Origin of the sequence: Lentimicrobium sp. S6 (assembly GCF_013166635.1) — a bacterium.
Lineage (GTDB): Bacteria > Bacteroidota > Bacteroidia > Bacteroidales > UBA12170 > UBA12170.
In genome coordinates, this window is the sequence record NZ_JABKBZ010000028.1 from 13,925 (window position 1) to 29,419 (window position 15,495).

9 protein-coding genes are annotated in these 15,495 nt (G+C 36.2%); 3 read left to right on the forward strand and 6 right to left on the reverse strand.

The features are described from left to right. Positions 1-5: 5 nt before the first annotated feature. The 4 genes from HNS40_RS10780 to HNS40_RS10795 all read right to left on the reverse strand — a co-directional run bounded on the left by HNS40_RS10780 (position 6) and on the right by HNS40_RS10795 (position 6,938). Positions 6-563: a cytidine deaminase gene (locus HNS40_RS10780; protein ID WP_371742934.1), complete on the reverse strand. Its 558-nt coding sequence runs from the start codon at positions 561-563 to the stop codon at positions 6-8. Between the two features lie 28 nt (positions 564-591). Then, positions 592-4,983, reverse strand: a complete 4,392-nt coding sequence (locus tag HNS40_RS10785; RefSeq protein WP_172280642.1) for a T9SS type A sorting domain-containing protein — start codon at positions 4,981-4,983, stop codon at positions 592-594. A gap of 192 nt (positions 4,984-5,175) precedes the next feature. Then, positions 5,176-6,045 (reverse strand): T9SS type A sorting domain-containing protein, encoded by an 870-nt coding sequence (locus tag HNS40_RS10790; protein WP_172280644.1) that lies wholly within the window; start codon positions 6,043-6,045, stop codon positions 5,176-5,178. Positions 6,046-6,203: 158 nt separating this feature from the next. Continuing rightward, a complete protein-coding gene (locus HNS40_RS10795) occupies positions 6,204-6,938 on the reverse strand; it encodes a geranylgeranylglyceryl/heptaprenylglyceryl phosphate synthase (protein ID WP_172280645.1) in 735 nt (244 codons plus the stop codon). Positions 6,939-7,173: 235 nt separating this feature from the next. Between HNS40_RS10795 and HNS40_RS10800 the strand changes: the two genes are divergently transcribed. After that, entirely contained in the window at positions 7,174-7,848 is a 675-nt protein-coding gene (locus HNS40_RS10800) for an inorganic pyrophosphatase (RefSeq protein ID WP_172280647.1), read from the forward strand. Positions 7,849-7,858: 10 nt separating this feature from the next. On the opposite strand, the gene HNS40_RS10805 is transcribed toward HNS40_RS10800, so the two are convergent. Beyond that, positions 7,859-8,638 (reverse strand): T9SS type A sorting domain-containing protein, encoded by a 780-nt coding sequence (locus HNS40_RS10805; RefSeq protein ID WP_172280648.1) that lies wholly within the window; start codon positions 8,636-8,638, stop codon positions 7,859-7,861. A gap of 349 nt (positions 8,639-8,987) precedes the next feature. Here HNS40_RS10805 and HNS40_RS10810 point away from each other — a divergent pair, with 349 nt between their 5' ends. Next, a complete protein-coding gene (locus HNS40_RS10810) occupies positions 8,988-10,445 on the forward strand; it encodes a PKD domain-containing protein (protein WP_172280650.1) in 1,458 nt (485 codons plus the stop codon). Between the two features lie 98 nt (positions 10,446-10,543). Further along, positions 10,544-14,137 (forward strand): C25 family cysteine peptidase, encoded by a 3,594-nt coding sequence (locus tag HNS40_RS10815; protein WP_172280652.1) that lies wholly within the window; start codon positions 10,544-10,546, stop codon positions 14,135-14,137. 421 nt (positions 14,138-14,558) lie between these two features. Here HNS40_RS10815 and HNS40_RS10820 read toward each other — a convergent pair whose 3' ends face one another. Continuing rightward, positions 14,559-15,494 (reverse strand): MOSC domain-containing protein, encoded by a 936-nt coding sequence (locus HNS40_RS10820; protein ID WP_172280653.1) that lies wholly within the window; start codon positions 15,492-15,494, stop codon positions 14,559-14,561. Between the last annotated feature and the right edge of the window lies 1 nt (position 15,495).

Genomic DNA, 15,495 nt, shown 5'->3' on the forward strand with positions numbered 1-15,495 from the left:
TGAGCCTATTTTTTCAAGCCTTCCGCATAGAAAGTCAAAGGAAGTAAACTACCAATACCTTCTAAAACCTGAATACGAGTATGGGGACTTCCGAGAATGATTCTCAATTTTGTACGATAAAGATTTTCGTATTCTGCCATGACTTGTCTACAGGATCCACAAGGACTCCCAGGGTCTTCTAAATGCACCACATCAGATTTTACGCCTACGGCAATCGCTTTCATTGGTACTCCAGGATAGTGCGCCGAAGCATAATACATGGCTACTCTCTCTGCACACAGACCACTTGGATAGGCCGCATTTTCTTGATTATTTCCACTAACAATTTCACCATTTTCTAATAGAACAGCAGCTCCAACATTAAACCTACTATAGGGAGCGTATGCGGTATCACAGGCTTCCCATGCTTTTTTAAGTAATTCTTGATCTTGCTGGTTTAGTTCTGAGATATTTTCGAACTCTTCGATTTTTATATGTAGATCTATTGTTTTCATCTGTTGGTTTTTCATTCCTGAGCTTTGATAAGCCCTAGGAAAATTGAATTTACAAAGTAACGAAAGAATTTTTTAATTCTTCAAGTTTTTTTAAGGCCTATCTTTTGATGAGTTTGATAGTGTTAATGCGGTTTCCATTCACTAGTCTCATGATGTATAAACCATCAGAGTTTTCATGTAAATCAACTTCTGAGATTCCAACTTCTAATACTTCTTCTTTTATGATATGGCCTTTTAAATCAATGATTTGCATATGGGTTCGTTCTGAGAGTTCTATTTTGAAGTATCTAGAGCTTGGGTTTGGATAAGCGAAAATTGAAGAGGTCTCTGTATTCTCAATGCCATCAATAAATTCGAAAACTGCTTTAATATTGCGATTTGACCAAGCAGAGAAGTTATAATTATCATTTTCACTCACCAACTCACCATCCTCTTTCCAACCTACAAATGTGTAGTTGGTATTTGGCGTGGCACTAAGGGTGATGGAGCTACCATAATCATACGAACCAGCTCCTAATATAATTCCACCATATGCAGGAACTGCTAATGCTTCTATGTTGAATTGTTGAACCTTGAAATGTGCCTTTAAGTTTCTGTCTGAGGTAACAGTGAAACTGAATTCTGGGTCTATAGATACCACATCACCATCCTCTGTCCATTTTAAAAAGTAATAAGTAGAAGAAGAGTTGGCAATAACAGTGGCTGTTTCTCCGTAAATAAAATTTCCGTCTCCTTCAACTTCACCACCATCATCGGTATTAGCTGAGGTAGAAATATGATATTCTGCAATGATGAAATTGGCTTGTAAAATCATGCTGTTGTTCACTGAAAATGTGTATGTAGCTTGATCACTAATTACAATGCCATTATAGGTCCAGTTAAAGAATTCCCAGCCCGTATGGGGTGAGGCCAAGACAGTAGTTTCATCGCCAATATTAGCAAACCCACCACCGCTAGCAATACCTGCAATTGATGAACTCACAGTTGTTGAGATTTCAAAATCGTAAACACCAAAATGAGCTTCTAGATTTCTGTTTTGTTCCACAGGAAAAACAAGGTGAGGATTACTTGATATCGATGTGCCGTTTTCTTGCCAACTGATAAAATAGTATCCTGGATTTGGAATGGCATACATGTGACAAGATTGTTCCGGAGTAAAGTTTCCATCTCCTTCAATTATGGCTGAACCATCTGGAATAGCATCGGCGGTAATGGTATAATAATCTTCAGAGAAATTGGCTACAAGATTTCTGTTCTTTGTAATTTCAAATTCATAAATGGCATTTGATGAAACAACTAAGCCATTTTCTGACCAATTTACAAATTCGTAATCGTTTATTCCTGAGGCTGTCATGCTTACAATATCACCATAGTTATATTCTCCAGCACCAATTATATTTCCTCCTCCAGTAATGTTAGCCTCAGCAGTTACGGTAAACGAATTGCTCTGGAAATAAGCTATTAATTCGGTATTTTGACCGACATAAAAAGTATAATTGGTATTGGTGGATACCTGCACTCCATTTACTCTCCATTCCATGAAAATATATTCTGGATGTGCAATTGCTGATACCGATACTGACTCTCCATATTGATAGATTCCTCCACCTTCTACATTTCCTCCGATACTAGGATTGGAAATAAGGTTAACTGTAAAGTCCTTTAAAGCATAATTAGCTTGTAGTATTAAGTCTTCTTCAACAACAAAGCTATAGGTTTCGTCAGAAGTAATTTCGGAGCCATTTTTTGTCCAATTTATAAACTGATATCCTTCGTTTGCTTCAGTATGAATGGTGCAGGCTTCTCCTAGTAAATAACTTCCGTTCCCTTGGGTGTTCCCAGCTGTGCTGGGTGAAGAAAATGTTTCAATTTGAAAGTATTGATAAGGAGTGATATGAACTAGAAAGGCCACATTCCAAATTCCTTCATCACCTTCTAATTTCAAATTAAAGATAACATCTTTTTCTGGGCAGTCCTGAGCAATTTCAAAGTTGAAATCATTAGATGACCAAGCTTGTGATCCTTCAGAGATGTTGCCAAATTCTTCAAAATCATCGGTTATGGTAATGTGAGGATCGTTGGTAAAAAGTTGCCCAGAAACAGAGTGAACTGGACCATTTCCAATGTTACTAATATTAATAGGTAGTTCTATGGTTTCTCCAGGTTGGGCAACACCATTGTTGTCACCTGAACTTCCGCCTTCATTATCGTCATTTATTTCAAAGGAATCAAATGTTAATTGTGGAATGCCTGCACCAGCTATAGGTAAAAAGAATGTGCTGGTCCAGCTTCCTTCATCAGCAGAAATACTTAATGTAAACATGACTGTTTTGTCTTCACAATCATTGGCAATTTCAAAATTATAAGCATAGTTGGATAATCCATATTCACCTACATTTAAATTGGGATAAGATTCGTTGGCATCTGTAATATTAATATCGGAATCTTCGCAATTTAATACTGCAGAGATGTTATGAGCACTGGCATCGCCCATATTCTCAATTTCTATTTGTAATTCAATATTTTCTCCAGCAGAAGGAATACCATCACCATTACCATTGGAGCTACCATTGTCATCATCATCAATAATATGGTCGTTAAATCCTATTGTAGGAAAGCCTTCTGTTGTATGAATGTGTACTATAAAGGTATCGGACCAATTACCTTCGTCAGATAGAATGTTTAAGTGAAATATGACATCCTTTTCAGGAGTTCCATAACCCACAGTAAAGTCAAAATCTAAATTGGACCAATCCACTTCACCTACTGAAACAGTGCCGAAACTTTCTGTATCATCGGTAATGCTGATATCAGAATCGGAACAAGAAATAATTGCGGTTACGTTGTGAGCTATGGCAGTACCAGTATTGATTAGGGCTAATGGAATTTCTATGTTTTCACCAGGTTCGGCTTTATGGTCGCCATCTCCAGAGCTGGAGCCTTCATCGTCATCATCAATATTGAAACTTGAAAATTCTAGTTCAGGATTACCAGCTATGCTCACATGAATAGTGAAATTGGAAACCCAAACCCCTTCGTTGGAGCTGATGCTTAAGGTAAAAAGGACATCTTTATCTGGGCAATTTGGTTGTACATAAAAGTCAAATTCATTATTGGACCAATCGGAATCACCAGCATCAATGCTGCCAAAATTTTCGTTGGCATCCGTAATATCGATATGAGGATCGTTTGTGCTTAAAACTGCACTTACATTATGGGCATTTGCTTCCCCATTGTTTTGGATGAGAATAGGGAGTTCTATATGTTCTCCTGGTTCCACAAATCCATTAATATTCCCATTGTTATTTGAGTTGTCATCGTCAATTGTTAGTTCTTCGAAAGCCAATTGGGGCATTCCTTGTTCAGAAATGTGTAGCACAAAACTATCAAACCATATTCCCTGATTGGATTCAATGGTCATATTAAAAACCACATCTTTATCAGGACAGTTGGAATTCACTTCGATATCAAAGTCATTATTGCACCAAGCAACTGCTCCAGCAGCAATATCTGCATAGTATTCAAAATGATCAGTAATTACAATATGAGGGTCTGATGTAGAGATTGAAACAGAAATATCTGTGGCGTTTAGGACTCCTGCATTATGAATTTGTATGGGAATTTCAATGGCCTCACCAGCTTCTGCAACTCCATCTCCATCACCGTCACTAGAACCAGAACTGTCATCGTCAATATTATGATTGGCATATTCTAAAATTGGGGAACCTGGATGAATAATGGAAATAGTAAAACTTGAGTTCCAGCTACCTTCTTCAGAAGTAATTTGTAGAGTGAATTCTACATCTTTATCGGGACAATTAGGTGAGATATTAAAATTGTATTCGTAATTAGACCAAGATTCGTCATTTGTAATTATATCTCCAAATGATTCAGAAAGATCAGTGATTTCAATATCAGGATCGGTACAGGTAAGAATTGCCGATACATTATTGGCTGTTGCTTCGCCTGTGTTTTTTATACTTATTGGTAATTCAATAGATTCTCCAGATTCTGCAATTCCATCTCCATCTCCGTCGCTACTGCCGTTGTCATCGTCATCAATTTGGTGATTGAAATAAGAAAGCTGAGCCTGACCAGCTTCGCTCACATGAATGATAAAAGTACTCACCCAATAGCCTTCATCTGATGTAATGCTTAATATAAATTCAATATCTTTTTCTGGGCAAGAGGCAGATACCTCAAAATCGTAATCATTATTACTCCAATCAATTTCATCAACAGAAATGGTTCCAAAGGATTCTTGATTGTCTGTAATATCTATCATGGGATCGGAGCAGGAAAGAATGGCACTCACATTATGTGCTGTTAAGGTTCCGGTATTAACAATTGCTAAGGGGAACTCAACTGTTTCTCCTGCTTCAACTAAACCATCTCCATCACCTTCGCTTGCACCACTCGTATCATCATCAACCAGGTGAGAAGAATAGACAAGCTCTGCTGAGTTGACTCCTCTATTTCCTTGTGCCATAGTTTGGTAAGGAATAGATGCAAGCCAAATGCAAGCCAAAAAAATGACGCTTAAATTTGAAGACTTTAGTCTCATGAATACAACATTTACAACACAATTTGAAATTCAAAGTCTACCTTAAATTGAATTCCGACTAAAGTTTTCAGCTTTAGCTAGTTCGTTATACTCAGGATATAAGGAAAAGTTACAGTTTTATTGGATGTTTATTTTCTGGCTAGCAGTTCTTTTGCCATCAAATAAGCGAAGGAAATATATGCCTTTTTGTAATTGAGAAACGTTAATCTCGATCTCTTGACTGTTTAGAGTGTTTTTTCGTTGATTTAAGATCATTCTCCCTGAAAGGTCGAGTATCTGATAGTTAATTTCTGAATCAAAATCGGAAATTTCAACTTTTATAAATTCATCAGCAGGGTTAGGATAAATAAATAAAGAGCTTAGTGCATTTTCTGGCTTAAAAATACCATTGGCTTGTTGTGTGGTACTTGGGTATATTGTGCTGTCTGCAACTAATATAGTATCAATGATATCTGTAGCGTGAATAATAGGCCAGATGTCTTGAATAATAATGTTAGTATGAAGTATTTCAATACTGTTAATGGTGTCGTCAGCCATAATCGTATCAATATAGGTTATACTATCAAGACTCATTAAAATAACTGTTGGAAAAGATTGTATTTCGAAAGCATTTGTGATGTCATTTCCATTACCTCCTATTCCAGGAACAACGCCATGTTGAATAGATAAGGAGTCGATATACTTTTTACAGGCTGCAGAGTCATTTCCCATATTTATGGAAATAAAATGAATGTCATGCTCATTATTTCCAAAATACTGATAAGCTGAATCTACCATTGGAGAAATTTCCTGACAAAATTGGCTTTCTGTAAAGAAGAACTCTAAGGCCACATATTTATTGGGATATTCATTCCAAAATTCTACCAGATTAAAAGTATCCTTCTCCATGGTAATGGCAGTGAAATCTGGGGAATATTGAGCATTTGATTGTCCAATAGACATCATATAAAGCGTGGCAAAAAATGCTAATAGTAAACTTTTCTTCATATCATTATTTTTTCAGGCGGTAAAGATAATAGTTTGCACCAAACCAGCCTATTTAAAATGATGGGGAAATCTTAAAAAAGCTTATGGTAAAGAATGCACTGTGAATATTGAGGTAATCCTCTTGTGAAACTCAAGAAAAGATTTAAATATTTTAAGCTTTATTTATTGAAAATGGTTTTAATCTGGTCCAGAAACGCGAGATCGTTTTCAATAGCTGTTCCAATAACAACCAAGTCGGCACCAGCATCGATTTTCTCTTGAATGGCTTCAGCACTTCTTATGCCGCCACCCACCATTAATGGTAAATCAGTGATGGCTCTCACTTTGCAAATCATTTCTTTTGAAACGCTATTTTTTGCTCCACTACCAGCATCTAGATAAATCATTTTCATACCTATCATTTCTCCTGCCTTAGCAGTAAGTGCAGCAATATCTGGTTTATTGGCGGGAACAGGTAAGGTGTTAGAAATATATTGAGCTGTGGTCATGCTTCCACCATCCACTAATATATAACCCGTGGAAATAGGTTCAATATTTGCGTGAAGAATATATGGAACAGATTCTACCTGTTTTCCTATTAATAGTTCGGCATTTCTACCAGAAATAAGAGAAAGAAAGAGTAAGGCATCAGCTTTGGGATTAATTTGCATTACACCACCTGGGAAAATAATCAATGGAATATTGCAGACTTCTTTAAAGGCTAGAAGGCACTCGTCCAGCAAATCTTTACTTAATAAGCTCCCACCAATTAAAAAATAATCGATAGGGTAAGAAGACAACTTGCTAGCTAAAGGAAGGAAATCTGACACTTTATGTTTGTCAGGATCCACCAATACAGCTAATTGCTTTTTTCCTTGCTCTGATTTTTCTTTAATGCGGGAATAAATATCCATTATTCAATTTTGGCCTTCAAAATTATTAATTATGGCGGATTTATCATAAATAATATGGTTATTTCTCAAAAAAGACTTCAATCTTTGATGTTTCGACCTTTAAATGCTTGTTTTTTTATGAATCTGCTTCTTTCTGTAACATATGCCACCGCTATTCAAATTTAGATGGAGATATTTCCCTATTTTTGCAACACAATACCTAAATATACGTAACAAATAAAAAAATATACAATAAATGGCTAATTCATTAATGGATCCTATTGGGAAACTAATGGGCTTAAGATATAAATCCCACCCATGGCATGGTGTGGATGTTGGTACAGGTGCTCCAGAAGTAATGACTTGTTATATCGAAATGGTTCCTACCGATACGGTAAAGTATGAGGTAGATAAGGAATCAGGATATTTGAAGCTAGATCGACCTGCAAAATATTCTAATACAGTACCTGCTCTTTATGGTTTTATTCCTCAAACCTATTCTGCCGAGAATGTGGCGGAGTATTGTAAGAAAATGACGGATAGAAAAGGAATTGTTGGGGATGGTGACCCAATTGATGTTTGTGTTTTAACAGAGAAAGAAATCACTCACGGTGATATTCTCGTTAGAGCACGACCTATAGGTGGTTTTAGAATGATAGATGGTGACGAAGCTGATGACAAGATTATAGCAGTTTTGGATGGTGATGTGGTTTATGGAAATATGAAAGATATTCATGATGCACCTGCTTTAATTATTGAAAGACTAAAGCACTATTTCCTAACTTATAAAGATATGCCAGGGCAAAATGAACTGAATGTAGAGATAACTCATACATATGGTGCCGAAGAAGCTCAAGAAGTGATTAAAAGGTCGCTAAAAGATTATCAAAATAAATTTGAAACTCTTCAGACTATTTTATCAGGATATTAAAATTTGAATATTATTTCTTGATGAATGTTCTGGAATATCTTTCTCCAGATTTGTATTCTACAGAAATAAGATAAACCCCATTTTGAAAGTCATTCACATGGATAGTTATATCTGATGTGGATGATTTTCCATTTATAGTGAGTACCTCTTTTCCAGTGATAGCGTATATCCTAATGTTTTCAATGATTTGATTGGATTGAGATTGTATTTGAATATTATCGGTACTTGGGTTTGGAAATACATTAAAGGCCGTTTGGTTTGTAAGCTCATTTGTGGAACTAGAAATTAAACCATGTGATTCTAATAACTCAATGAGTTCTTTGGCTGAGGAGGGCTCCGGAATAGCTTGTTCTATAATACTATGATCTGGAGCTATCAGTATTAAACTTGGATAATATGGAATTTGATAAGCCTCATATGCATCACCACCACCACCATCTAATCCTGAAACCAAAGGGTAATGAGTGGCATAATCCTCCTCAAAGCCCATCACCATATCAGTAGGGAAGAACTGGTCGATGGCCATGACATATAACCCATGTTCGTTTTGGCCGAAATAATGATACACTGAATCTATCATAGGAGCCATAGTTTGACAAGGTCCACAAGTCACACTAAAGAAATCAATAAGTACATATTGTTGATCTTCATCCAATATAGTAAAGAGTTGTTGGATTCCGGCATGAATATCTTTGGTTTTAAAATCTACAGCTTCGGTTAAAGGCGTTTGCGCTTGTAGGCCTAGGCTGAGTATTAAACTAAATAGGATAATATAGATTGATTTTTTCATGATTCAGAATGATATAGTATTGTGTCTTGCAAAAATAGGCAAATTCCTTGCTTGCATTTGTTAAAAGATTTTAAAGGGTAGGCCTTCTGTTTCTTTTATGAACTTTCGCATCTTGTTGGAGTATAGGGGGTAAATTTTTTTTTCTGTCCGCGACAATTTGCGTTTAAACCTTGACCGTAGTGTCAAGGCTTCCTTTTTTTTATGCAATTGCCATTTGTGGTCATCCATATCTGTCTTGGTTTACCTTGCCATTCCTGCATGGGTGGCAAATTAATAATTCTCCTATTTGTAAATCCAATTTCATCCCCATCCTCAAAATTCTTATTTTTGCGCAAATAGCTGATTTCTCATGAGAAGATTTTTTGTTTCCCTATTAATGTTTATGGTGATTTTGTCTTATAGTCAGGTGACTATGGAGAATGTACTAGTAGAGATAGGTACGGCCACATGGAGTTCTGCTTGTGCAAATGAGGCTCAGATTATTGAGCAAATGAAAGCTGATGGCTATCAGATTAGTGTCATCAACTATCACTTAAACGACCCCTTCTCTAATATATATGCCAATCAGAGAGCTGGTTTTTATCAGATTCAGAATATTCCATATCCTATAATAGGTGGTCAAGCCATAGCAGCCGGAGCATACGAAGATTACGTTAGTGCCTTCCATCAATCAAATAATACACCATCTTCATTTACAATAACCGCAACAGGTGAGTTTTTTGAGGATACTCTGGTTTTAGAATTAGGTATATTTAAAGTAGCAGCTATTGAAAGTGACACCATTAGTTTGATTTTGGCACTTACCGAATCCGAAATAAACTATGAGTGGCAAGGCAGTTATATTTTGAATCATGTGGAAAGAATCATGTCGCCCAATGCTCAAGGTATATCTTTGGATTTTTCAGAATCAAATTACCTTGAAATAGAAGCACAATTTTTATTAGAGGGGGAGTGGAATCCTGAAAATATGGAATTGGTAAGTTTTATTCAAAATGACACCACCAAGCAAATTTTGCAATGCCATTCTGAAAATGTTACCGCATTTGCTCCTTTACCTGTTCATGCTTTTTTTCAGGTAGAAGATACTATGATTTGTCGTAAAGATATCATCACATTCGAGAACTACAGTACGGGTGATGTTGTGAATACCCATTGGTATTTTGAAGATGGAAATCCTGAGGAGTCGAATGATATTAATCCTGCGGTTAAATATGAAGAATCGGGTGTTTATCAAGTAAAATTGGTGGTGAGTAATTCGGTAAGTTCCGATACTTTGCTCCTTGAGGATTATATTCACGTTCAGGAATTACCAGAACTTTCATTTGCTTTATTACCTGAGTTTTGTCACAATCATGTGGCTTATCCTCTAATCGAAGGACAACCTGAGGAGGGCCAATATTTTGGACTTTTTGTTGATACCGGTTATTTTCATCCTGAAGCAGCTGGAATAGGAAATCATTTTGTCTATTTCACCTATCAAGATCCAGTAACCCTATGTTCTGATACTTTGGGGCAAGAAGCTTTTGTTGATTTATGTGAATCAGTTGAAGATTTTGAACAAGAAGATTTTCAGATGTTCATTACTAATGATGATCAACAAGTCAGGGTGTCTTTCCCTTTTTGCAAAAATGTGATAGTGAGCGGTTTTAGTGTTTTTGATTTGAAAGGAGCAATGATTTATCAATTGGCTAAGGAACCTAAAAATGAGGAAATCATTCAATTTCCCATCCCTTCATACAACCCCTGTTTGATTTTTCGTGTCCATACAGCCAAAGGAATTCAAGTATTTAAATATAGTTTAAAGTAAAGCTGATAAATTTAATAATTAACAGCTTCATACTTAAATTATTAGTATACTTGCGCTATCTTTTGAAATATTTTTACAAACTCAAATAAAATTCAATCATGAAGAAATTTTTACTAATTGCTATGGCTGTAATGATGGGCTTTGCCTCATTTGCAGACGGTAGCTTTTCTGTGAATTATTCACAGAGCTCTGATAGTGAAAGACAATTGTCGTTTACACTAGGCGAGTACAGTATTGAAAACACAGTAATTAATGGTCAAAACTATTCTAAAATTATTTTTGACCATAGTGTAGTTACTCGAGAAAAAGGATGGGCTGAACTACCATTTTTAAATAGTTCTGTTCAAATCTCGAATCAAAAGAACGTAAGTATTGATGTCGCTAATAGTGAATATGTAGATATCACATTAGATTATCCTTTGGTACCTTCAAGAGGAACCATCTACAGAAATCAAGATCCTAACACTATTCCTTATGAGATAGATCCAGCTTCTGTAAATGATTCTTGGTATCCAAAATCAATTGCAAGTGCAGATGAACCTTTCATTTTGAGAGATGTTCGTGGTACTAATGTTAAGGTATATCCTTTTCAATATAATGCCGCAAATAATACACTAAGAGTTTATACTGAAATCACAGTAAATGTTAATGATAACAATAGCCGTGCTATCAATCCTAAAACTCGTACTTCAGTTATGGTTCTTCAAGAAATGGATGCCATGTATAATAGTATGTTTGTAAACTATGCAGACTATACTCGTGAAGCACTTCCTATCGGAAACTTTGGTGATATCTTGGTCATTACTACTGAAAGAGATGAGGATGCTTTACAGCCATTTATCGATTGGAAAATGGAAAAAGGATTCAATGTTTATAAAGAAGTTGTTGCTACTGGAACAAATGTAAAGTCATTGATTCAAGAGTCTTACGATAATAATCCTGATATCATGTATGTTCAACTTTCAGGTGATTGGGCTGATATCAAAAGTGATTTAGGTGGTGGTGCCAATGCACCTATGGATCCTATGATGGGTTGTGTGGAAGGAACTGATTGGTATCCTGAAATTGCAATAGGTCGTTTCTCTGGTTCTTCTCCTGCTCATATTACTATTCAAGTTGATAAAGCTATTAACTATGAGAAAAATCCTGAAGTAGGTGGTGAATGGTATACTCATGCTTTATCATTAGGAAGTAATGATGGTAGTGGTGGTGATGATGGTGAAAAAGACTGGGCTCATACAAATGTTATCTATGATAATAAATTAGAGCCTTTTTCATATACTACACATACCACAGCTTACGATCCAGGAGCCAATTCTGGTATGGTAGCTAATGCTGTAAACGATGGTATTAGTATTGCTAACTATTGTGGTCATGGTTCTGAAAATTCTTGGGTAACTTCTGGTTTTAGTAATTCTCATATTGCTTCCTTAACTAATGAAAACAGGTTACCTATTCTTTTCTCAGTAGCTTGTGTTAATGGTGCTTTCCATTCTGGTGAGTGTTTTGCTGAAGCTTGGTTGAAAAAAGAAAATGGTGGTGCTGTAATGGCATTAATGGCTACCATTAACCAGCCATGGAACCCTCCAATGAGAGGACAAGATTATTTCAACGATATTTTAACTGGTGGATATGATTATGCTACAAATCCTGGTAATGGTACAAGTACCGAAGAAGGAAGAACTTTCTTGGGAAGTATTGTTGTTAATGGATTGAACTTGATGTATGCTGAGGCATCTCAAGGAGAGGATCTTGAAACTGTTCAAACATGGACTACTTTTGGTGACTGTGCATTACAGCCTAGAACTATGGCTCCTGCTGAGTTGAGTTTAAGTAGCGAAACTATTATTAGTGGTATTGCTTTTTCAACAACAGTAACTAGTGATGGAACTCCAATGCCAGGTGCAATGGTTGCTATCTCTCAAGCTGCTGATGGTCTTTATTATAGTGCTATTGCTGATGAAAATGGTGAGGTAACTATTGAGCATGAATTACTTCCTGGTGATGCCAAACTAGTAGTTACTGCTATGAATACCCAAACTATTTATGAAACTGTTCAGATTATTTCTCCTGAAGGACCTTATATGGTTATCGAAGGTTTTGAAGTAAATACTGATGATGGTTTAGTCATGTATGATTCTGAAATTTCTATGGATGTTGCATTTAAAAACTTAGGTGCTGATCCTGCAACTGCAGTTACAGTTACCATTACTTCTGAAAATGATGATTATTGTACTTTATTATCAGCTGCTACCATTACTCTAGGTGATGTTGATGCTGATGAGATGATCACTATGGAAGATGCATTCAGCTTTGCTATCGCTGATAATGCTCCTGACCAATATATGGAAACCTTAACTTTCGAAATCAATGGTACTGCTAAAGATATGTGGGAAGATAATGTAAGTTTCAAAATTAATGCTCCTGCTTTAAATATTGTATTTGCTGAGATTGACGATGCAGCTGGTGACGGAAACGGTCGTTTAGATGCTGGTGAAACTGCTATCCTTAAATTCAATGCTAATAACAATGGCCATGCAGGTTCTCCTGAAGCCAATATGACCATTGCTACTTCTAGTCCTTATATCACTATCAATACAAGTGCTGCTACTTTAGGTGCTTTAGATGCTGCTGGAACTGCCATGGCTGAATTCGAAATTACTGTTGCTGATGACGCTCCTCTTGGAGAATTAGCTAATTTCTCAACTGATTTAAGTGCAGGAAATTATTCAACTAGTAATTCTATCATGCTTCCTCTAGGTTTGGTAATTGAAGATTGGGAAACTGGTGATTTCACTCAGTATGAATGGACTTTCTCTGGAAATGCGGATTGGACTATTATTGAAGGTTCTGATGTTTACGAAGGAACATATTCTGCAAAATCAGGAACTATTTCCCATAACCAAAGTTCAAGTTTAGAAATTGAAGTTTCTGCTGCGAGTGAAAGTTTGGTAAGTTTCTATAGTAAGGTAAGCTCTGAAGGAAATTATGACTTCTTAAAGTTCTTCATTGATAATACTGAGATGGATTCTTGGTCTGGTACAGAAGCATGGGGAATGCATGAGTATACTTGTCCTGCTGGAGAACATACCTTAAAATGGTCTTATTCTAAAGATGGTTCTGCATCAAGTGGTAGTGACTGTGCCTGGGTTGACTATATCGTTCTTCCTGGTGCTAGCTCTTCTTCTCCTTTATTCGCCGATTTTGCTGCTGACCAGCAAGATGTTTGTGATGGTGAGATGGTAGAGTTCTCTTCTAATTCTGTTGGAGCTGTAACTACTTATAGCTGGACTTTCGAAGGTGGAGAGCCTGCAACATCAACTGATGAAAACCCAACTGTAGTTTATGCTACTGCTGGAGTATATAATGTAAGCTTAACTATTGGTGATGGTACTAATGAAAATACTATGACAAAAGAAGCCTATATCACCACACATAACTGTACTGGTTTAGGTGATGTACAAGCTTTCAATATGGAAGTATATCCAAATCCTAATAATGGTCAGTTTACTATTAAATTGAACCAATCAGCGAAAGTTGAAATTATCAGCGCTGTTGGACATACCGTTTATTCAAACCAATTGATTGGTAAAGAAATGATTGATTTATCAAGTCAAGCGGAAGGGGTTTACTTTGTAAAAGTAGAAACTGAAACAGAAAGTAAAGTAGAAAAAGTGGTTGTTAGAAAATAATAACTGTTTATGATATTTTTAAAACCTCGGCTTTTGGTCGAGGTTTTTTTTGTGCTTTTTTTGAGGAGCTTATCTTGGGTGTTTAGTTTCATTCCCAAATAGCTGCAATGGATTTGTAATCCGTTGCCAACTTCTTTTATCTATCATATTGTAGAAAGCTTAAATTAAGAAAGCGGAAAACATTTCCGCTTGAGCTGGAAGATTAAATAATGAGCTGGAAATATTTACCTAAAACAAAAAAGCGACAGAAAACCTGTCGCTCAAAATAATATCAATAGAAATATCTTATTTCTCCGTTAGAAAATGTCAAACTCTTCGTTACTTTCGTTTTAAAACAGTCATTTACGAAAGTAAATTCCTTGGCTTTTAAAACTTCAAAAGCCTCTATTTTGCCTTTTTCTAATCAGAGATTTTCGCTTTCTTATCCATGTAAGTCCAAAGTGTGAATCATATAGATAGAATGCATTAGTGTTTTTTGAATTTCTTCTAAATACTCTTTTACAGCTCTTGGGCTACCAGGTAAACAATAAACTAAGCTTTGGTCGATAACACCTGCAACAGAGCGACTGGTTAAGGCAGAAGGATGAATCTCGCCATATTTCATGCGAATTAAATCCATGATACCAGGAATCTCTTTATCAAGCATAGGTAGCACGACATCTGGAGTTAGATCCTTTGGTCCAATTCCAGTACCGCCAGTGGTGACAATGATGTCGCATTTATCTTCAACCATTTTTTGAAGGGTAGCGGTAAGTATTTCAGCATTATCAGGTATCAGTTGATAATCGAATTCTATAGGACGTTTTTTCTCTTCAAAGAAAGAAGTCATTAGTTTTTGGATTTCTACGCCACTTACATCTTTATAAAGTCCTTGAGAAGCACGATCGCTTAGAGTAATCACACCAACTCTGATTACTTTTTGTTTATATTTAAAAGTATCTCCGGCTTTTAAATCGCCATATTTCAGAACTCTTACAAAAATACCTTCCTTAGGCATCACGCAATTACCTACTTCTTGAAAAATCTGGCAATTACTACCATGGCATTTTTTACCAATTTGAGTGACTTCCAACTCTACATTCTCGCCTACAAAGCGATCCAATGGTAAGGTTTCGTAAAGTACTAGTCCTTCTGTAGTGATGTTTTCAGCAAATTCACCGTATTCTATTGTTCTTCCAGCTTCCTTGGAAAATTTATCGAAGCTTTCGGTTCCTAATAAGCTCACCATACGATTCCATTTTCCAGAATGGGCGTCGTTTTTAACTCCAACATCGCAAAGCTGTATTTGATCAACGGCTTTTTTTACGGTTCCTTTTTTCTCAGAAACATTTACAGATATGACTTTGAATTTTTGCATC

Bases quoted from the DNA above. Each gene is read 5' to 3' on its own strand.
- HNS40_RS10785 (WP_172280642.1), bottom strand. From the start codon at position 4,983: ATGGCACAAGGAAATAGAGGAGTCAACTCAGCAGAGCTTGTCTATTCT.
- HNS40_RS10790 (WP_172280644.1), bottom strand. From the start codon at position 6,045: ATGAAGAAAAGTTTACTATTAGCATTTTTTGCCACGCTTTATATGATG.
- HNS40_RS10795 (WP_172280645.1), bottom strand. From the start codon at position 6,938: ATGGATATTTATTCCCGCATTAAAGAAAAATCAGAGCAAGGAAAAAAG.
- HNS40_RS10800 (WP_172280647.1), top strand. From the start codon at position 7,174: ATGGCTAATTCATTAATGGATCCTATTGGGAAACTAATGGGCTTAAGA.
- HNS40_RS10805 (WP_172280648.1), bottom strand. From the start codon at position 8,638: ATGAAAAAATCAATCTATATTATCCTATTTAGTTTAATACTCAGCCTA.
- HNS40_RS10810 (WP_172280650.1), top strand. From the start codon at position 8,988: ATGAGAAGATTTTTTGTTTCCCTATTAATGTTTATGGTGATTTTGTCT.
- HNS40_RS10815 (WP_172280652.1), top strand. From the start codon at position 10,544: ATGAAGAAATTTTTACTAATTGCTATGGCTGTAATGATGGGCTTTGCC.
- HNS40_RS10820 (WP_172280653.1), bottom strand. From the start codon at position 15,494: ATGCAAAAATTCAAAGTCATATCTGTAAATGTTTCTGAGAAAAAAGGA.